Source organism: Paenibacillus sp. FSL E2-0201 (genome assembly GCF_037963325.1).
In the GTDB taxonomy this organism is placed as follows: Bacteria; Bacillota; Bacilli; order Paenibacillales; family Paenibacillaceae; genus Paenibacillus_AQ.
Window position 1 is genome coordinate 1774901 of the sequence record NZ_CP150154.1, and the last position, 17846, is coordinate 1792746.

Below are 17846 nucleotides of genomic sequence, written 5' to 3' on the forward strand. Positions count from 1 at the left end.
AGTGTCTTCCTATGGGAAATTTGCTTATGTATACGATGAGCTCATGGCAGATATGCCGTATCCTGACTGGATCTCCTTTGCTGAAACCGCATGGAGCAAATACGGTAAGCCTGTAACCGTGGCTGAGCTTGGCTGCGGCACAGGGAGTATCACCATTCCTTTGGCAGGATCAGGGTATCATATGACCGGAATCGATCTATCTTCAGATATGCTCTCAGTGGCACAGCGCAAAATGGAGGAGCATCCCCATGGACGGCGCTTTTTGCGCGAAGGTAGTGTTCGATGGATTAGACAAAACATGAAGGAATGGGAGCTTCCAGAGCCTGTGGATTCTGTGATTTCTTTCTGTGACTGTCTGAATTATGTGCTGGAAGAAGACGATATCAGAGCTGTCTTTGCTAGTACCTTTGCAGGACTGAAGCAAGGCGGTACCTTTCTGTTCGATGTTCATCATCCAAACACACTAATCCGTTATGAAGAAGAGCAGCCCTTTGTTCTGGACGAACCGTCGGTGTCTTATATTTGGACTTGTGAAATGGATGTTCCACGCCGTGAGATAGAACATCATCTGTCCATTTTCGCGCGGGAAGAGGGACGGAGTGATGTATATCGCCGTTTCGAAGAAACACATATTCAGCGTGCCTATGATCCTCAGTGGATGAAGGATGAGCTGCTTAAGGCTGGATTTAGTGAAGTGAAGACTTACGCCGATTTCGAGTGGATAGAGGCGGATGATGATGCGGAACGTTTATTTTATATTGCTATAAAATGAATATTCAGAAATACTAAGAAGGGCTGTCCCAAAAGCTATGAAAATAGCTGATGGGAGGGCCCTTCTTTTTATGGGTTCGGTGTGGTTCGTCCGTATGCTCCATTGAATGTTCTCGCCAATATGTGAACATCAAAAAAACCGGGCAGTGTTTATGCCACCCGGCATCTTCCAATCCTTACCGATGCTCAAACAGATCAATGGCACCCAATACGACATGAGCCAGACCAAATCCAAGTACGCCTGTTGCTGCCATCTTATACTTGCTTCCAAGAAAAGCGGCGCTAGAAGCGGTTACGACGGTTCCAAGAACAGCGGGAATTAGACCTTCACGCATTCGAAACACTCCTTCTCGGTGGTTTGGGAGACAAGGTTATTATGGATCAAACTCAAAAAAATATACAAAGCTTAAAAAGACCTTAGACCAGTTATTAGGGACTGACCCCATAACGTGAGACAAATCAAAACACCTTCAAAAGAATGGAACCTTGTCGTAAGATAAGGAGATCATCTTGGAGGTGTTTTTGCATTGGCAACCAGAGTAAGTTATCCCGTGGAAATAAAGATGAAAGCTATAGAAATGAGATTAGCAGGCGTACCTGTGAAAGAGGTTATGGAGCAGCTCGGAATACGGAATAAGACACAGCTAAAGACATGGATGAGATGGAATCGAAATGGTGAACGGCATCGTTTGCAGCAGCCGGTGGGTAAACAGTACAGCTATGGAAAAGGTCCGGAGGACTCTTCGGAGCTCGAAAGAGTAAAGGCAGAGAACCGATTCTTAAAACAACAATTAGAACTGCTAAAAAAGTACGAGGAGTTGGAGAGGAGGTGGAACCAGAGGCCGTTATTGCCTGGATCGAATCCATTCGAAACGAAGTGACGGTGTCTGAGGCTTGTAGATGGCTCGGAATCGCAAGAACGACTTACTACCGCTGGAAAGCAGCTGTGGGGACAAAGCATACAGACAAAGTGGTGGAGAAAATCCGGGAGCTTTGCATCCGTCATAAATTCCGCTACGGGTACCGGAAAATCACGGCGCTCCTTCGGATAGAGCAGAGTATAAATCACAAGCGAGTCCAGCGGATCATGCAGTGTGAGGGGCTTCAGTGCCGCGTGAGGATGAAAAAACGAAAGGTGACTGGGCAATCTGTACACTCCTTTGAAAATCTGCTCAAGCGACAGTTTCATGCAGAAGCACCTCTGCAAAAACTCGTCACGGACATTACCTATTTGCCATTTGGCGGGAAGATGTTGTACTTCTCCAGCATTCTAGACTTGTACAATGGTGAGATTGTGGCTTACAGTATAGCAGATAAACAAGATACCTCTTTGGTGTTGGATACGTTAAATCAACTTCCAAAGCAGGAAAAGATGTTGCTGCATAGCGACCAGGGCAGCGTGTATACGTCCTTTGCGTACCAGGAAGCTGTAAAAGGAAAAGGCATTACCATGAGCATGTCCCGTAAAGGAACGCCCGCTGATAATGCCCCCATTGAATCGTTTCATTCCACCCTAAAGTCTGAAACGTTCTACCTCGAAGATCTCACATCTACAACGACTGCAATCGTTGTAGAGACCATTCGAGACTACATCATTTACTATAACTCATTTCGAATTCAAGCGAAACTAAATAACCAGTCACCGATGGATTTCCGGCGACTGGCTACTTAAACTTGTAAGGTGTTTTGATCCCTGTCTCACAAACGGGGGTCAGTCCCATTACTGGTTCTAAGGTCTTTTTGTTTAGCAGTAATTTTACTCTGATAAGGTAACGGCAGTACGAGAAGCGCCAATTTCTACTTCATGTACATCATATAGGACACGCGCGAGTAAGTCCTGGCTGTAGTTGCCGAAGTGTTTACCGTAAATGGTGAGCCCGCGTTTGTTTACAGGCTTGTCCGTTACAGCTATCCGGAAAGTAAGCTCGCTCTTATAATCCAACTGAATGTCATCCAGAGTTACGTCAGAAATTCGGCAGCCGTCAATGAAGCTACCTTCATTATTAATACGGATCAGCTTGAGCATACCGTATTGATTTAAATGTGGCGGCCACCAGTCTGGATTAAACGTTCCTCGGGTGTCTCCGAAATCTCCCGGACTAGTCCAGTATCCGATTTCTATTCCATTTAAGTAGAAATAAAGGTCGGAGGGATAGTTATCGTTAGATCCAGGGGCTTCAGAGCCGATCTCCATCGAGAATTGGATTTCGCGGAACGTTTGATTAGCTTTAAGATAGTTCGGAATTCTATATTCGAGAAAGCCCTCTGCCATCCAAATGATCTCGGATTCAATCCGCTGAGGATCTGCGAAATAACGGGGCTCGTCGAAGTCACCGATAATACTGTCTTTAGTAGCGAGTCCGCAGGTCGGAACGGCCTGATAGTTGCTGTAATGTCCTACTTGGATTTCTACTTCATAGAGATTATCAACATCCTTGCTGCGAAGATCAACAATAAGCTTATCTTTATTCAAATAGCAGACCTTCTGAATACCATGTTTGCCTACGGATGTGTTTATTTCGATGAGACCGCTTTCTTCTAACTTTTTAATATGCATCGTAATTGCGCCATTGCTAAGGTTCAGTTTTTTGGCTATTTCATTCAGGTTTAGTGCTTGATTGGTAGCTAAAAGTTCGAGGATGAGGATTCTGATTTCAGAGCTTAGCGCTTTGAAAATTTCAAGACCACTCATTAAATCTTTAATATAGATCATTTTATCAATACCTTCTTCCAAATGGATCATAAATGAATACTGTTTTATGAAATTATAAACTAATATAGCATATAAATAAAGCATCCTTCCTTATTTTGTAAAAAACAAAAAATACGGGTGTTTTATTTCCTGTTTTTGCATTTAATGCAGTTAAATTTAAATAATTGTAAACTAAATTCACGATTTAGGTTGATTTTTAACGGAAATTTCGTCACTTTTGTTATTAATTTTATAATAATATAAAAAGGTTTAATTAAATATATTTACAAGTCTTTTTGTCTATGCTATTTTTAAACTGAAATTGAATGCTTATTAATCCTTAAGAAGGCAAAATGGCCGATGCTGAATTTATGGTTTGTGATTAGAGATAAGAGTAGGAGCTAGGAGTGAGACTTAGAAAAGGACGTGGAAATCATTATGTTAGCTGCAACGCCACCGATGGGCTGGAATAGTTGGGATTGTTACGGAGCTAGTGTTAATGAAGAAGAGGTAAGAGGCAACGCCGAATATATGGCCACTCATTTGAAGGATTTTGGCTGGGAATATGTAGTTGTGGATATTCAGTGGTATGAGCCTGGAGCGAACTCCTCACAATATCGCAATTTTGTACCGCTGGTCATGGATGAGTATTCCAGACTTCAACCGGCAGAGAATCGTTTTCCTTCTGCAAAGGGTGGCAAAGGTTTTGCTCCACTGGCTGAATTTGTACATGGTCTAGGGTTGAAATTTGGCATACATATTATGCGCGGAATCCCACGTCAGGCTGTTCATTCGGCCAGTGCCATACTAGGATCTAAGCAAACTGCACGTGATATCGCTCATCCCAATTCTATTTGTCCGTGGAATACAGATATGTATGGAGTAGATGCTTCTAAAGAAGGCAGTCAGGCTTACTATGATTCTCTGTTCCAGCTGTATGCAAGTTGGGGTGTAGATTATGTGAAAGTGGATGATATTGCTGCTTCACGTATTTATGGGTATCACAAAGACGAAGTTGCTATGATCCGTAAGGCTATCGACCGCAGCGGTCGCGAGATGGTGCTTAGTCTTTCCCCTGGACCTGCTCCAGTAGAAGAGGCTGAACACTTAGCTGAACATGCTAACCTGTGGAGAATGACCGACGATTATTGGGATCATTGGCATTTGCTGCGTGGAATGTTCGAGCGGTGTGAGAAGTGGGCTCCCTACGTTCAGCCAGGCCATTGGCCGGATTGTGATATGCTGCCGCTAGGTCATCTTGGGATTCGTTCCGTTGATGGCGGGGGAGACCGGTTTACACGGTTTACTCCTGAGGAACAGGTTACCATGATGACGCTCTGGACGATTTTCCGTTCCCCTTTAATGTTTGGGGGAGAGCTTAGAGACAATGATGAGTGGACATTATCTTTGTTAACCAATAAGGAAGTACTTCATCTGCATCGTTTTGGTAAGGGTGGCAGACAGATGGATCTGAATGAGAAGTATGCGATCTGGACTTCTGAGGATGAACAAGGAAACCATTATGTAGCATTGTTTAATCTCAGTGATGAAGAATCAACGCTTCAGGTACCGTTCCAACAGCTTAATGTTTCAATTCCAAGAACGATCCGTGATCTGTGGCAAAGCCGCGACCTGGAGGTTATTAATGAAGGGATTACGCAGGTTCTTCCACCGCATGGATCAGTATTGCTAAAGCTTATCTAGAGGAGAGAGAGTATGGATACGAGTAGAGAGTACAACAACCCATTGGTGGAGCAACGTGCTGATCCATGGGTATATAAACATACGGATGGTTATTACTACTTCACCGCTTCTGTTCCAGAATATGACCGGATCGAAGTTAGAAGATCGACAACGATCGAAGGATTGACTACAGCAGAACCAGTTGTAGTATGGCGCAAGTATGAGACGGGTCCGCTTAGTGCTAACATTTGGGCGCCGGAAATTCATTACATTGACGGAAAGTGGTACATTTACTTTGCCGCAGCCCGCACGACGGAGACGACAGATGGTTTGTTCGATCACCGGATGTTTGCGCTCGAGAATGCATCTGCAAATCCTTTAGAAGGAACATGGGAAGAAAAAGGCCAAGTGAAGACCGCTTGGGAATCGTTCGCGCTGGACGCAACTACGTTTCAGCATAAAGGAAAACTGTACTATGTATGGGCTCAGAAGGACCTGAATATTGAGGGGAATTCTAATCTGTATATTTCTGAAATGAGCAATCCGTGGACACTAACAGGTCCTCAGACTATGATTGCGACTCCTGAGCATGACTGGGAAATTATTGGGTACAAAGTAAACGAAGGGGCAGCAGTATTGAAACGCAACGGACGTATCTTTATCAGTTTCTCGGCGAGTGCTACCGACTTTAACTACTGTATGGGATTATTGGTAGCGGATGAAGACAGCGAGCTTCTTGATGCAGCTTCATGGACTAAACTACCGAATCCTGTCTTCCAAACGAATGAAGAAAATGGACAATTCGGTCCAGGCCATAATAGCTTTACGGTTAATGAAAATGGGGAAGATGTGCTCATTTACCACTGCCGCAATTATAAAGAAATTACTGGCGATCCTCTATATGATCCAAACCGTCATACTCGTGCACAAGTTTTCCATTGGAATGAAGATGGCACACCGAATTTTGGAGTTCCTGTTAAGGATGCCGCAAATAAATAATTCGTTATTAAAAAGAGGGTTACCTATAAGCCACGTAAATGGCCGCTAGGTAAACCCTCTTTTTATGAGATGCTGTTTAAGGTATATATTGTTGTACGATGGAAGTGATTACGCCGTCCTGAATCGTAAGGTGATAAGGGAACTGGCTTAAATCTAAGATATCCGTGTTATTAAATTGATCGATAAATTGCTGTAAGGTAATGGCTTCGTTCCATTGAATGTCTAGGTCGTCAATATTGCCAGTGTGATCATAGATCTGCATGGTGACTGTTGCGTTATCCGCTATCGGATAGGTTGTCAGTGTATCAACATCATTAACAACATAGTAGCCGTCTGGAGCTCCGCCAATTTCTGCTGCACCTTCTGGGTCTCTTTCAGCAAAGACTCGGTCAGCATCAGCACCCTGATACCAGTTTATTTCATCGGCTGTAATGGAAAGCTTGCCATTTTCGGATTGAATATTATGGATATATACCGTCTGTTGCTGAGTCTTGCCACTATCTTGCGCATCCACTCGTGTTCCAACGGTACTAGCAGTAGTAATTAGGGAAAGAAACAATAGAACAACAACCGGTAACACATACGCTGACTTTTTCTTAAACATTAGAAATCTCCCCCTTGAGATATGTAAAAAGGTTGTATATATCTTATTACCCGCTACGTTTTTTCCTAAACGGGCTATCTACTTCTATTACGTTTGAGGAGCAGGTTTTGTTGCATTTTTTTAAAAATATTTCTGAAAATCAATTGCGGTCATGAATCCACTAAAATGATAGTAAATGTTTGTCTCCTCGGGCATATTAAAATGTCAAAACATACAGATGAGGGGGAGCAACGAATGGGTGGAATATGGCGGATTTATAGGAACGACTGGCGCAACGTATTTAAGGTTCCTGTGGCCGTGTTCCTGATCGCTGCTTTGGTAGTATTACCTTCTGTATATGATTGGTTTAATGTTGCAGCAGTATGGGATCCCTACAGTAACACCTCTGGCATTAAGATTGCTGTAACCAGTCTGGATGAAGGAACCACTGTGAAGGATAAGAGCTTCAATATCGGCAATGACGTGATGGACAGTCTTCGGAATAATAAAAACTTAGGCTGGACCTTCGTAGATGCAGAAGCTGCGCATAACGGCGTGAAACGTGGAGATTATTATGCCAGTATTGTTATCCCTGCTGATTTCTCAAAGCGAATGACGGGAATCCTTGAAGGCAGGATCGTGAAGCCAGAAATTGAATACACCGTCAATGAGAAGATAAATGCGATTGCTCCAAAAATCACGGATAAAGGCGCCTCTTCAATCACTACGCAAATCAGTGAGAATTTTACGGAAACGATTAGCGAAACGGTATTTACTGCTTTAAAGGAAATTGATGCAAAGTTCCAATCGGAACTGCCTATTATACGCAAGGTAGAAAAAGGTTTGTTTAAACTAGAGGCAAGTCTTCCTGAGATTGAAACGGCAGGCCAAAGTGTATTGAAAATTGAGGAGAATTGGCCACAAATTCATGCATCAGCAGAGCGTATCTCTAAACTGGAGAACAAACTGCCTGAGGTAGAGAAGGCGGGCCTAGCTTTAGAAAAAATAGCTGAACATTGGCCGCAAATTGCCGATGCTGCAGATCATTTAGACGCACTGCAGGATAAGCTGCCCAAAATTGAACAAGCCGCACAGCTAATCGTTCAACTCGATAATCATTTTGGCGAAGTTGAACAAATCATGGATAAGGCGGCTGAAGGTCTTGCTGGAGCCAACAAGATTGTTAATACTGCCCTAACTGCGTTACCTAAGGCCGACAAGATTGCAGCCGCTGGAAATGATTTTGTTCTGGAGCTTCAGCAATTTTTAGAGAAGAGTAATGCTGCATTTGAAGCAGTACCTGCCGCCCTCAAACAAAATATATACCTCCTGCAAAAAACAGAGAATACAGTAGTTCAACTTGTTGAACAGTTGCAGGGGAAGGATATAGACCCGCAAGCGGTGAGCGAGCAACTTGAGTTAGTATCCGCTCACTTAGCATCGGGAAGTAGCGTAATTGATCATACGCTTTCTTTGTTATCGGCACTGAATACATTCTCCCCAGGAACAGTGCCTAATGCGGAGATCAGCATTTTAAAGGATGTAAACAATGCCTTGAGCAGACAGACTACATTGGTAAATTCCTTGGCAACGGATCTTCAAAAGGATGGTCAGCCTGATCCGAGTAATGTTGAGCAATTGGGCCTTAAATCTGATGAAGGGAACGCAGCCGTTGCTAAGCTTATTTCCAGATATGAAACGGCAACTATTCCTGCTATAAAAAATACATTAGAGCAATTAACTACGGCTGCTGAGACTACAGCTACAGCACTGGAGCAGGTTCCAGATCGTCTATCTGCGCTGGGTACCCTACTTGAAGAAACCGTGTCGGCGATTGAATTCGGACAATCAAGCTTGGCTAGTCTACAGCAGGACTTACCAGCGATTCGTGAAGCGGTACATACAGCAGCCAGTGGTGTCGCAGATAAGACACAGAACTTTGGTGCTTTTATTCGCGATACACTTCCACTTATTCAGAGCAGCTTGCCTGCCGCAGGGGAAAAGATACAACAAGCCGCAAATTTCGTCCGTCAGGATCTGCCGACTGTAGAGGAACGCGTGCATCAGATTTCTGATCTGATTCGTACAGGCCTCCCCCGTGCGGATAAGGGGGTGGCGGTCGCAGCGGACTTGGTGCGAAATGATCTTCCAATCCTGGAAGATTCGATTCGTAAAGCAGCAGCTACCATTCGTCAGATCAAAGATGAAGTGGATCTGGGAGAAATTGCTGAGCTGCTCGGAGGGGATATTAAGAGCAAGAGTGATTTTTTGGCCAATCCGGTAGTGTTAAAAGAGAATAAGTTATATCCTATTCCGAACTATGGGTCGGCTATGACTCCTTTTTATGTTGTACTTTCTTTATGGGTGGGCGGTACACTTCTTATCTCACTTCTTCGTACGGGGGTGGATACGGAGGGGATTGTGTACAAACGATATCAATTGTATTTTGGACGACTGCTGACGTTTCTTACGGTTGGGATTCTTCAAGCGCTGGTGGCTGTACTTGGCAATATTTTTATTCTGAAATGTTATGTGGTGGATAAGGTGTGGTTTGTCCTTTTTGCAGTATTGATTAGTATCGTATTCGTGACGATTGTATTTACGCTGGTCTCCGTATTCGGCAATGTAGGGAAGGGGATAGCGATCGTATTTATGGTACTTCAATTCTCAAGCTCTGGCGGTACGTTTCCAATCAGTACAACAGGGCATTTCTTTCAGATGTTGAATCCGTTTATGCCTTTTACTTATGCGATTAGTCTAATGCGGGAAGCGGTAGGGGGGATTCTGCCGGAAGTGGCGATTCGCGATTGTCTTTATTTGATCCTATTCGGTGTACTAGCACTCTTACTGGCGCTAACATTAAAGAAGCCGCTGGAGCGTTATATCGATAAGGCGGCTGAGAAAGCCGAAGAATCCAAATTGATCTCCTAAGGAAAAAAAGAGGTTGTACCTAAGCCAATTACTATGGCTTTTGGTACAACCTCTTTTGGATCATCTTGCTGGAGCGAAGTCGGCTACTGGCTTTAGGATCTCTTCAATTCTCTCCAAAGTATCTAGGGATAAAACGGCATCAACAGCTTTGGCGTTCTCTTCCACCTGCACTGGCTTACTGGCTCCAATAATTGCAGAACTTACACCAGGTTGCCGCAGGGTCCAAGCTAACGCTAGTTGTGACAGCTTCAAATCAAGGCTGTTGGCTAGTTCATCCAGTTGTCCGACAACAGTCAGTACATCATCGCGGAAGTAGCTGCGAATGACTCCATTTACCGAATCATCCGCTGCGCGGGTTCCTTCTGGAGGCTGTTGACCAGGTTTGTATTTGCCGGTCAGAATTCCTTGAGCGAGTGGAGAAAAGACTACTTGACCAAGACCCTCGCGCTGAGATACCTCAAGCACCTCATTTTCAATGTACCGCTCAAACATGTTGTAGATGGGCTGATTAGAAATAAGTGGGCGCAGATTTAGTCTGCGTGAAATACCAGCGGCATCAGAAATCTGGGCCGCGCTCCATTCGCTTACTGCAGAATACAGAATTTTTCCTTGTGCAGTTAAGTCGTCAAGCGCGCGCAAGGTTTCCTCTACAGGCGTCTCTCTGTCGAAGCGATGACAAAAATAAACATCAATATAGTCGGTTCCTAAGCGGCGAAGGCTAGCTTCACACTGCTCCATAATGTGCTTGCGAGATAAACCGCGATTATTTACATCGTCTCCCATGGGGAAGAACACCTTGGTACTAAGCACATAAGATGATCTTTCATAAGCGCGAAGAGCAGCGCCCATTGCTTTTTCACCTTCACCTCGGTTATAGGCATTAGCTGTATCAAAGAAATTGATACCGCATTCAAAAGCTGTGCTGATGCAGGCGTCTGCAGCCTTTTGCTCTGCTGCTGTTCCATATGTAAGCCAGCTGCCTAAGCCGATTTCACTGATTTTTAGTCCTGAATTGCCAAGTCTTCTGTATTTCATATTTCTCTTCCCTCCTTGAGTTGTATATGTTAACTTTACTTGTATCTTATGGAACATTCAACTTGAATGTTTCATGTAAAAGAAGATTTCAAGGAGATGAATCATAGTAATGACTAGTCCAACTTCTAAAGCAAAAAAAGTGATTTTATTTCAGGGTGATTCTATCACTGACGGGAACCGTGGTCGTGATGAAGATCCCAATCATATTCTGGGACATAGCTATGCATATATCATTGGTGGCAAGTTAGGTAATGAACAGGCTGAGCAGAATCTAGTATTCTATAACCGTGGGATAAGTGGGGATCGAATCTCCGATTTGTATGCACGCTGGAATGAGGATGCGATTTACCTTCAGCCGAATATCATTAGTATTTTGATTGGTGTTAATGATCTTTGGAGAACAATGAAAGGGGAACCAAGCGGTGTAACGGACCGTTTTGAACGTGCGTACCGTCACGTGCTTGAAGAAACTGGGGAAGTACTTCCGCAAACGAAGCTAGTCTTGTGTGAGCCTTTTATTCTAAATACCGGAGCTCCGGCAGAACAATGGGAAGAATGGGAAGCTAAAATTACGCATTACCAGAGCGTTGTTAAGCAGCTTGCAGAAGAATTTAATGCGGTGTTTGTTCCTTTACAGGAAGCATTCGATGCAGCTGCTCGTAGAACAGATGCAGCCTACTGGCTGTGGGACGGCGTTCACCCGACAGCGGCCGGGCATGATCTGATTGCCGGGGAGTGGCTGAAGATCGTAGGGAAAAGCGGTCTTTTAAACGACTAGTGAAATAAAGGTTTCCCCTTATCTTAATTTATGCACCTACTGATTACTCAGCGGGTGCATAGATAAGAGAGATATGATAGTTATTCAGAAACTCGATCCATTCCTCAGAAGGCTTCTCGTCTGTAACGATATAATCCACTCTATCGAAACTAAATAATTTAATGAATGCAGTCCTGTCGAACTTAGAGTGATCTGCGAGCAGAATTACTTTATTCGCCTGCTGTTGCATAAGAATCTTCAATTCACTTTCTTCTTCATTCGAATCGCTGAGCCCACCAGTCATAGACAACGCTTTACAGCTGAATATAGCTACGTCCACATTATATTTTTGAATAGTCTGCGAGGCGGTATGTCCAACGAAGGAGCTAGTCTCGGGGCCTAGTATTCCACCGGTGGAAATTAGCTTTTGCCCGGAGTGTTGAAATTCAGATAATACAACCAGTGAGTTCGTAATAATCGTAAGATTGTTTTTCTCCTCTATAATTCTCCGTAAGGCCTCAAAAACGGTTGAACTCGTATCCGTCACCAAGCTGTCCCCATCATTAATTAATTGGAGAACATGATCAGCTATCGTACGTTTAGCCTCTATATTTACCTGATGTCTACTAACATAGGGAGGGTCCTCATTCGTGTGGGCATTGAGGATCGCCCCGCCATAATTCTTCTTGGCAAGTCCTTCCTTGTCCAGTTTATCCAGATCCCGCCGAATGGTCTCTTCCGAGACATTGAATTTTTGCGCCAGCTGAGCAACATGGACTTTCTTTTGTCTATACAGCTCATTAATGATTAAATCTCGCCGTTCAAATGCTTTCATCCGTTCACTCACCTCTATCATCATCTACTTTCTAGTTTACTACATTGTTGTATAAATCAAAGAAATAACCTCATATTCACATAATACCACAGTATAATAATATTAATACCACATAAAACCACATAATTTATCTATAAATATGTTGTTTTATGTTGACTAAAGCGTTTCCATATTTTATGATGAAGGAGAAATAGGTCCATTACCGATGATACTATGATGATCTTGAGGAGGAACAGCAGTGATAGAAAACTATCCGAAAATTGGCATCCGCCCGACCATTGATGGCAGAAGAAGAGGTGTCCGCGAATCGCTAGAAGCTCAAACCATGGGTATGGCACAGCGGGTAGCTAAGTTTATTGAAGAGAACTTATTTTATCCGGATGGCCGCCCCGTGGAATGCATCATTGCCGATTCTACGATTGGTGGTGTTAAAGAAGCTGCTGCTGCGGCTCAGAAATTTGCCGGGGCTAATGTTGGCGTATCGATTACCGTGACTCCTTGCTGGTGTTATGGTTCTGAAACGATGGATATGGACGCCTCGATCCCGCATGCGGTTTGGGGCTTTAACGGAACGGAACGCCCTGGTGCGGTCTATCTAGCTGCTGTTCTCTCTGCTTATGCACAAAAAGGAATTCCGGCGTTTGGTATCTATGGTGAGGATGTTCAGGAGTCTAGCAGTGAGGAGATTCCAGCGGATGTGCAGACTAAATTGCTGCAGTTCGCCAAAGCTGGGTTGGCTGTCGCTCAAATGAGAGGGAAATCCTATTTATCAATGGGTTCTGTTTCGATGGGGATTGCTGGATCGATTGTGAATGAACAGTTCTTCCAAGAGTATCTGGGAATGCGTAATGAATATATAGATATGTCAGAATATGTGCGACGTTTTGAAGAGGAAATTTATGATAAAGAGGAATATAAGCGAGCACTCGCGTGGACCAAAGAAAACTGCCAAGTTGGTGCCGATAATAATCCACAGCATCTGCAAATAAGTGATGATGAGAAAGAGAAGCAGTGGGAGACTTGTGTCAAAATGACATTGATCGCCCGAGATCTGATGATCGGAAATCCTGTTCTCGCTGAGCTGGGCTTTGAGGAAGAGGCTAACGGCCATAATGCGATTGTGGGTGGGTTCCAAGGGCAGCGCCAATGGACAGATCATTTTCCTAACGGGGATTTCATGGAGACAATTCTGAATTCCTCCTTTGACTGGAATGGCAAACGTTCACCTTATATCGTAGCGACAGAGAATGATAGCCTGAACGGAGTAACGATGCTATTCAATTATTTGCTTACGAATACTGCACAAATATTTGCGGATGTTCGAACCTTTTGGAGTCCAGATGCAGTTAAGCGTGTAACGGGTCACCAATTAGAAGGTGAGGCAGCACACGGAATACTGCATTTGATCAACTCTGGTTCGGCTGCTCTTGATGGGACGGGTGAGCAGACGATCGACGGTAAACCTGCGATTAAACCTTTTTGGGAAATTTCGGAGGATGAGGTGGAAGCTTGTTTGAGCCATACCCAATTCCGCCCGGCTTCTCAAGAATATTTCCGTGGGGGCGGCTTCTCTACAGATTATTTAACTAAAGGCGGGATGCCGGTGACCATGGCTCGTCTGAACTTGGTTAAAGGGCTTGGACCTGTTCTTCAGCTTGTAGAAGGTCACACAGTTGAGCTGCCTGAAGATGTTCACCATACCTTGGATCAAAGAACAGACCCGACATGGCCAACGACCTGGTTTGCGCCTAAGTTAACCAATAGTGGTTCTTTCCAATCGGTGTATGATGTCATGAATAATTGGGGAGCAAATCATGGGGCGATCAGCTATGGGCATATTGGAGCCGACTTGATTACACTGGCGTCTATTCTGCGTATTCCAGTCAGTATGCATAACGTTGAGGAATCACGTATTTTTAGACCTCGGGTGTGGTCGCTATTTGGTACCGAAGATCTGGAGGGAGCAGATTATAGAGCATGTCAGAACTTTGGACCCCTCTACTAAAATCTTCCCGTGAAGCAGGTGTGATGAACAATGGTTGATACGATTAAGCTTCTAGCCATAGATCTCGGCGCCAGTTCCGGAAGAGTTATGCTGGGGATATATGATGGTGATAGGCTGCAAATGGAAGAAATTCATCGGTTTGAGAATACGCCGGTACAGATCAACGGGCATTTATATTGGGATACTCTGAGGCTCTTCCACGAAATGAAGCAAGGCGTGCAAAAAGCCTTTAGGCAACACGGAGAATTGACGTCTTTAAGTGTGGATACATGGGGAGTTGATTACGGTTTTATTGACAAAAGAGGAATGATGCTCTATTCCCCACATCATTACAGGGATCGGAGGATGGAGGCTCACCGTCTCCAATTGGAAGCGCTACTCTCACCAGCAGAGCAATTCCGTATGACCGGTCTTCAGCCAAGCGTGATTAATACAGTCTATCAGCTGTTCTCTGATTTTCAGGATAATGATTCTCTTATGGAGAACGCGGATACGATTTTGATGATGCCGGATCTATTTCATTATCTGTTTTCTGGTATTAAAGCAGCAGAGAGCACCATCTGGAGCACAAGCGGCTTAGTGGATGCTGTTTCTGGAGAACCCTCCTCTGAATTATTGAGCAGGCTTGGAATTCCGAGTAGTCTGGTTCCACATCAAGTCCAAGCGGGAACGGTTATTGGATCTATCCTACCGGTTATTCAAGAGGAGCTTAGTGTAGGACCGATAAAAGTGATCGCCGGCGCTTCACATGACACGGCTTCAGCCGTGGCTTCGATTCCTTATACTCGTAAGGATGAAGCAGCATTTTTAAGCTGTGGTACGTGGTCCTTGGTGGGTATGGAGACTCCTGAGCCGGTCATTTCAGAGAAAAGCTATGAATATGGTTTCACAAATGAACGTTGCTTCGGTAATTCTAACCGTTTGCTAAAAAACACAACGGGACTATGGATTTTGCAGGAGCTCCAAAGAAATTGGGCGAAAGCAGGAGAGAATCTTAGTCAAAGTGAAATGGTTGAACTAGCCAAAACGATTAATAGGGCGCCAGCGATCATTGATCCGAATGACCCGCTCTTCAGTACACCTGGTGTGATGATACAACGGATTAAGGAATATTGTGAGCGGACAGGGCAACAACCCCCTAATACAAAAGCTGAAATTATACGCGTTATCCTTGAGAGCCTTGCACAATCATACTGTAGAACGATTGAAGAAATGGAAGAGATCACCGGCAAGACAATCACTATCATTCATATGGTTGGCGGTGGGATTCAAAATGAGCTATTATGCCAGCTCACCGCTGATGCTACGGGTAGAGAAGTCGTAGCGGGGCCTGTGGAGGCCAGTGGAATTGGCAATATCATTGTCCAACTGGCTGCGCTGGGAAAATTGGATGTTTCCGAGGGGAAAGAGTTCGTGGCACAATCCTTTACCTTTAAGACATACCAGCCTTCTGTGGGAAAGAACTCTAAAAAATAGGATACGAGGAGAGTACTTATGGATATTTTGGAACAAAAATTACGTTTGCAGATTTGTGATATCGGCAGAAATCTGTTTAATAAAGATTTCATCGCCGCCAATGATGGAAATATTTCAGCACGGTTATCAGAGAATGAAATTCTTACTACTCCCAGAGCGGTGAGCAAAGGATATTTAGAGCCTCATATGATTGTAAAAGTAAATCTGCAAGGTGAAGTGCTTGAAGCGGCAGAAGGGTACAGACCTTCAACAGAAACTAAAATGCATTTGAGAATTTATAATGAGCTACCTGAGATGAATGGTGTGGTTCATGCACATCCCCCGTATGCCACTGCTTTTGCCATTAAAGGTGAGGCACTCGATAAAATGATGATGCCGGAATCGGTTATCATGATCGGGGATATCCCATTAGCGGAATATGGTACCCCTTCGACAGAAGAAATTCCAGACTCACTGATGCCTTACCTTGGCAAAAAAACAGCAGTCCTGCTTGAAAATCACGGCGCACTTACTTGGGGAACAGATGTTATGGAAGCCTATTTGAACATGGAGAGACTCGAATATACGGCTAAAATTACATTCATTACCCGTATGATTGGCGGGGAGAGAGAACTGCCGCAGCATCGGATTGATGAGCTGGTTGCGTTGAGATCTTTTTATGGGAAGTAATGAGGTGCTTGGATGTTAAAAAAAATTCCTAAGCTGCTATCTCCGGAACTGGTGCGTGTAATGATGGAAATGGGTCATGGAGATGAGCTTGTCCTCGCGGATGCGAATTATCCAGGGCACTCCTTGCACTCAAAAGTATTAAGATATGATGGCATTGGGATACCTGCTTTACTGGACGCAATATTGGAGATGCTGCCACTTGATCATTATGTGGAACATCAGTTGGCGTTTATGGCTGTGGTTGAGGGAGATCCTACGGTGCCGGTGATCTGGTCGACATACGAATCGATTATCGTCAAACATGACGCTGAAGCGACGATTAAATATGAGGAGCGGTTTGATTTTTATAATCGTTCAAAGGAAAGCTACGCTATTGTTGTAACGGGTGAAGAAGCACTTTATGGAAATATTATTATCAAAAAAGGTGTAATCAAGGCTTGATAATCAGCGGTTCTGCTTGCGGTATTGCAGGGGTGAGCACTTGGCGATGTGCTTAAACACCCGCCCGAAGTGGGCGATGCTGTCAAAGCCTGTCTTCTCAGCAATGGTAGTGACTTTAGTGTTAGTGCTCTGCAAGAGTCGTTGGGCTTCCTTGATCCGAATGTAGTTTAGATATTCAACAATGGTAAATCCAGTGGTCTGCTTGAATAAACGGCAAAGATAGGTGCTGCTGATGAAAAAGGTTTCGGATAGCAGATCTAATGTAAGCTTTTCAGCATAATGTACCTGTAAATAATCGATCATTTCGTAGACTTTAAGCTGCTTCTCACTGCTCTCAGGAGCGATGGGCTCGCGGCTTATTTCTTGTGCTCTGTTCATTTCAATGAATAACTGGATAAGCAGTGTCTGAAGATAAGGGATCTGCTGTGATCGATGTTCCTCTTGTTCTTTTAGCATAGCGAAGAGGATATATTCGATGGCTCCTTGTTCATGGACTCCGGGTCGCAGAAGCAAGCTTTGGGTAGATAAAAAAGGAAAGCTCAGATCATAGTTGGCCAACGTTCTTTGCAGAAAGCTCTCCTCAAAGTTAATCAATATTCGCTCATGCCGTGCTGAACCCTTAGAAGTGGTGCGGTGGAGTTCATTCTTGTTAATAAATATCAGATCACCTTTGCGCAAGGTATAAATTAGATTGTTAATATAATAGCTGCGCTCACCTGCGAGTAAATAATAAATTTCATATGTATCGTGATAATGGTCGGAATCCATGCTGAAGGGTCCGGCTCTTTTGATTTGTTCAATGATAAATGGAGGCTCTAGCTCCTGTTCCATTTCAGATTTGCCCCTTTCAGATAATGAAGCTAATATATGCAAAGTTTCCGTCATATTTGCTAATAACCGCTTAGATTTCGATGTATTTTATGCTATAAACTATAGAAAGAAACGGCATCTAAATCAATAGCGATGGAG

At 44.0% G+C, this 17846-nt stretch carries 16 protein-coding genes; 10 read left to right on the top strand and 6 right to left on the bottom strand.

The window, feature by feature from the left end; all coding sequences use genetic code 11:
• Nucleotide 1: 1 nt before the first annotated feature.
• Nucleotides 2-772, top strand: a complete 771-nt coding sequence (locus NSU15_RS07915; protein ID WP_042125386.1) for a class I SAM-dependent methyltransferase — start codon at nt 2-4, stop codon at nt 770-772.
• 175 nt (nt 773-947) lie between these two features.
• Here the strand turns inward: NSU15_RS07915 and NSU15_RS07920 are convergent, their stop codons facing one another.
• Nucleotides 948-1106 (bottom strand): hypothetical protein, encoded by a 159-nt coding sequence (locus NSU15_RS07920; protein WP_036675694.1) that lies wholly within the window; start codon nt 1104-1106, stop codon nt 948-950.
• A 192-nt stretch (nt 1107-1298) separates the two neighbouring features.
• On the opposite strand from NSU15_RS07920, the gene NSU15_RS07925 reads away from it, so the two are divergent.
• Nucleotides 1299-2443 (top strand): IS3 family transposase gene (locus NSU15_RS07925; RefSeq protein ID WP_339287325.1). Its coding sequence is split into 2 segments (ribosomal slippage): nt 1299-1587 and nt 1587-2443, totalling 1146 coding nucleotides; the frame shifts between segments, so codons are not numbered across the junction.
• Between the two features lie 84 nt (nt 2444-2527).
• Here NSU15_RS07925 and NSU15_RS07930 read toward each other — a convergent pair.
• Nucleotides 2528-3484, bottom strand: coding sequence for a winged helix-turn-helix transcriptional regulator (locus NSU15_RS07930; protein ID WP_042131966.1), 957 nt, complete (start codon nt 3482-3484; stop codon nt 2528-2530).
• Nucleotides 3485-3889: 405 nt separating this feature from the next.
• Between NSU15_RS07930 and NSU15_RS07935 the strand changes: the two genes are divergently transcribed.
• Together NSU15_RS07935 and NSU15_RS07940 are read left to right on the top strand one after the other, a co-directional pair.
• Entirely contained in the window at nt 3890-5167 is a 1278-nt protein-coding gene (locus NSU15_RS07935; protein ID WP_076121035.1) for a glycoside hydrolase family 27 protein, read from the top strand.
• A gap of 12 nt (nt 5168-5179) precedes the next feature.
• On the top strand, nt 5180-6145 hold the full coding sequence (locus NSU15_RS07940) for a family 43 glycosylhydrolase (protein ID WP_042125391.1): 966 nt from the start codon (nt 5180-5182) through the stop codon (nt 6143-6145).
• 76 nt (nt 6146-6221) lie between these two features.
• Here NSU15_RS07940 and NSU15_RS07945 read toward each other — a convergent pair whose 3' ends face one another.
• Complete coding sequence (locus NSU15_RS07945) at nt 6222-6749, bottom strand: hypothetical protein (protein WP_339289828.1); 528 nt, start codon at nt 6747-6749, stop codon at nt 6222-6224.
• A 234-nt stretch (nt 6750-6983) separates the two neighbouring features.
• Here NSU15_RS07945 and NSU15_RS07950 point away from each other — a divergent pair, with 234 nt between their 5' ends.
• A complete protein-coding gene (locus tag NSU15_RS07950) occupies nt 6984-9659 on the top strand; it encodes a YhgE/Pip domain-containing protein (RefSeq protein WP_339289829.1) in 2676 nt (891 codons plus the stop codon).
• A 60-nt stretch (nt 9660-9719) separates the two neighbouring features.
• Here the strand turns inward: NSU15_RS07950 and NSU15_RS07955 are convergent, their stop codons facing one another.
• Nucleotides 9720-10694, bottom strand: a complete 975-nt coding sequence (locus tag NSU15_RS07955) for an aldo/keto reductase family protein (RefSeq protein ID WP_339289830.1) — start codon at nt 10692-10694, stop codon at nt 9720-9722.
• 109 nt (nt 10695-10803) lie between these two features.
• Between NSU15_RS07955 and NSU15_RS07960 the strand changes: the two genes are divergently transcribed.
• Nucleotides 10804-11472 (top strand): SGNH/GDSL hydrolase family protein, encoded by a 669-nt coding sequence (locus tag NSU15_RS07960; protein ID WP_042125397.1) that lies wholly within the window; start codon nt 10804-10806, stop codon nt 11470-11472.
• A 43-nt stretch (nt 11473-11515) separates the two neighbouring features.
• On the opposite strand, the gene NSU15_RS07965 is transcribed toward NSU15_RS07960, so the two are convergent.
• Nucleotides 11516-12286, bottom strand: a complete 771-nt coding sequence (locus NSU15_RS07965) for a DeoR/GlpR family DNA-binding transcription regulator (protein WP_042125399.1) — start codon at nt 12284-12286, stop codon at nt 11516-11518.
• A gap of 238 nt (nt 12287-12524) precedes the next feature.
• Here NSU15_RS07965 and NSU15_RS07970 point away from each other — a divergent pair, with 238 nt between their 5' ends.
• From NSU15_RS07970 to NSU15_RS07985, 4 genes are read left to right on the top strand one after another with little or no spacing between them, the layout of a single operon-like run.
• A complete protein-coding gene (locus NSU15_RS07970; RefSeq protein ID WP_042125401.1) occupies nt 12525-14291 on the top strand; it encodes an L-fucose isomerase in 1767 nt (588 codons plus the stop codon).
• Nucleotides 14292-14321: 30 nt separating this feature from the next.
• The gene (locus NSU15_RS07975; RefSeq protein ID WP_339289831.1) at nt 14322-15767 is read left to right on the top strand and encodes a rhamnulokinase family protein; all 1446 of its coding nucleotides are present in this window, start codon (nt 14322-14324) and stop codon (nt 15765-15767) included.
• A gap of 18 nt (nt 15768-15785) precedes the next feature.
• Nucleotides 15786-16436, top strand: a complete 651-nt coding sequence (locus tag NSU15_RS07980) for a class II aldolase/adducin family protein (RefSeq protein WP_339289832.1) — start codon at nt 15786-15788, stop codon at nt 16434-16436.
• 12 nt (nt 16437-16448) lie between these two features.
• Nucleotides 16449-16877, top strand: coding sequence for an RbsD/FucU domain-containing protein (locus NSU15_RS07985; RefSeq protein WP_339289833.1), 429 nt, complete (start codon nt 16449-16451; stop codon nt 16875-16877).
• A 3-nt stretch (nt 16878-16880) separates the two neighbouring features.
• Here NSU15_RS07985 and NSU15_RS07990 read toward each other — a convergent pair whose 3' ends face one another.
• Complete coding sequence (locus tag NSU15_RS07990) at nt 16881-17708, bottom strand: AraC family transcriptional regulator (protein ID WP_339289834.1); 828 nt, start codon at nt 17706-17708, stop codon at nt 16881-16883.
• Nucleotides 17709-17846: the final 138 nt, after the last annotated feature.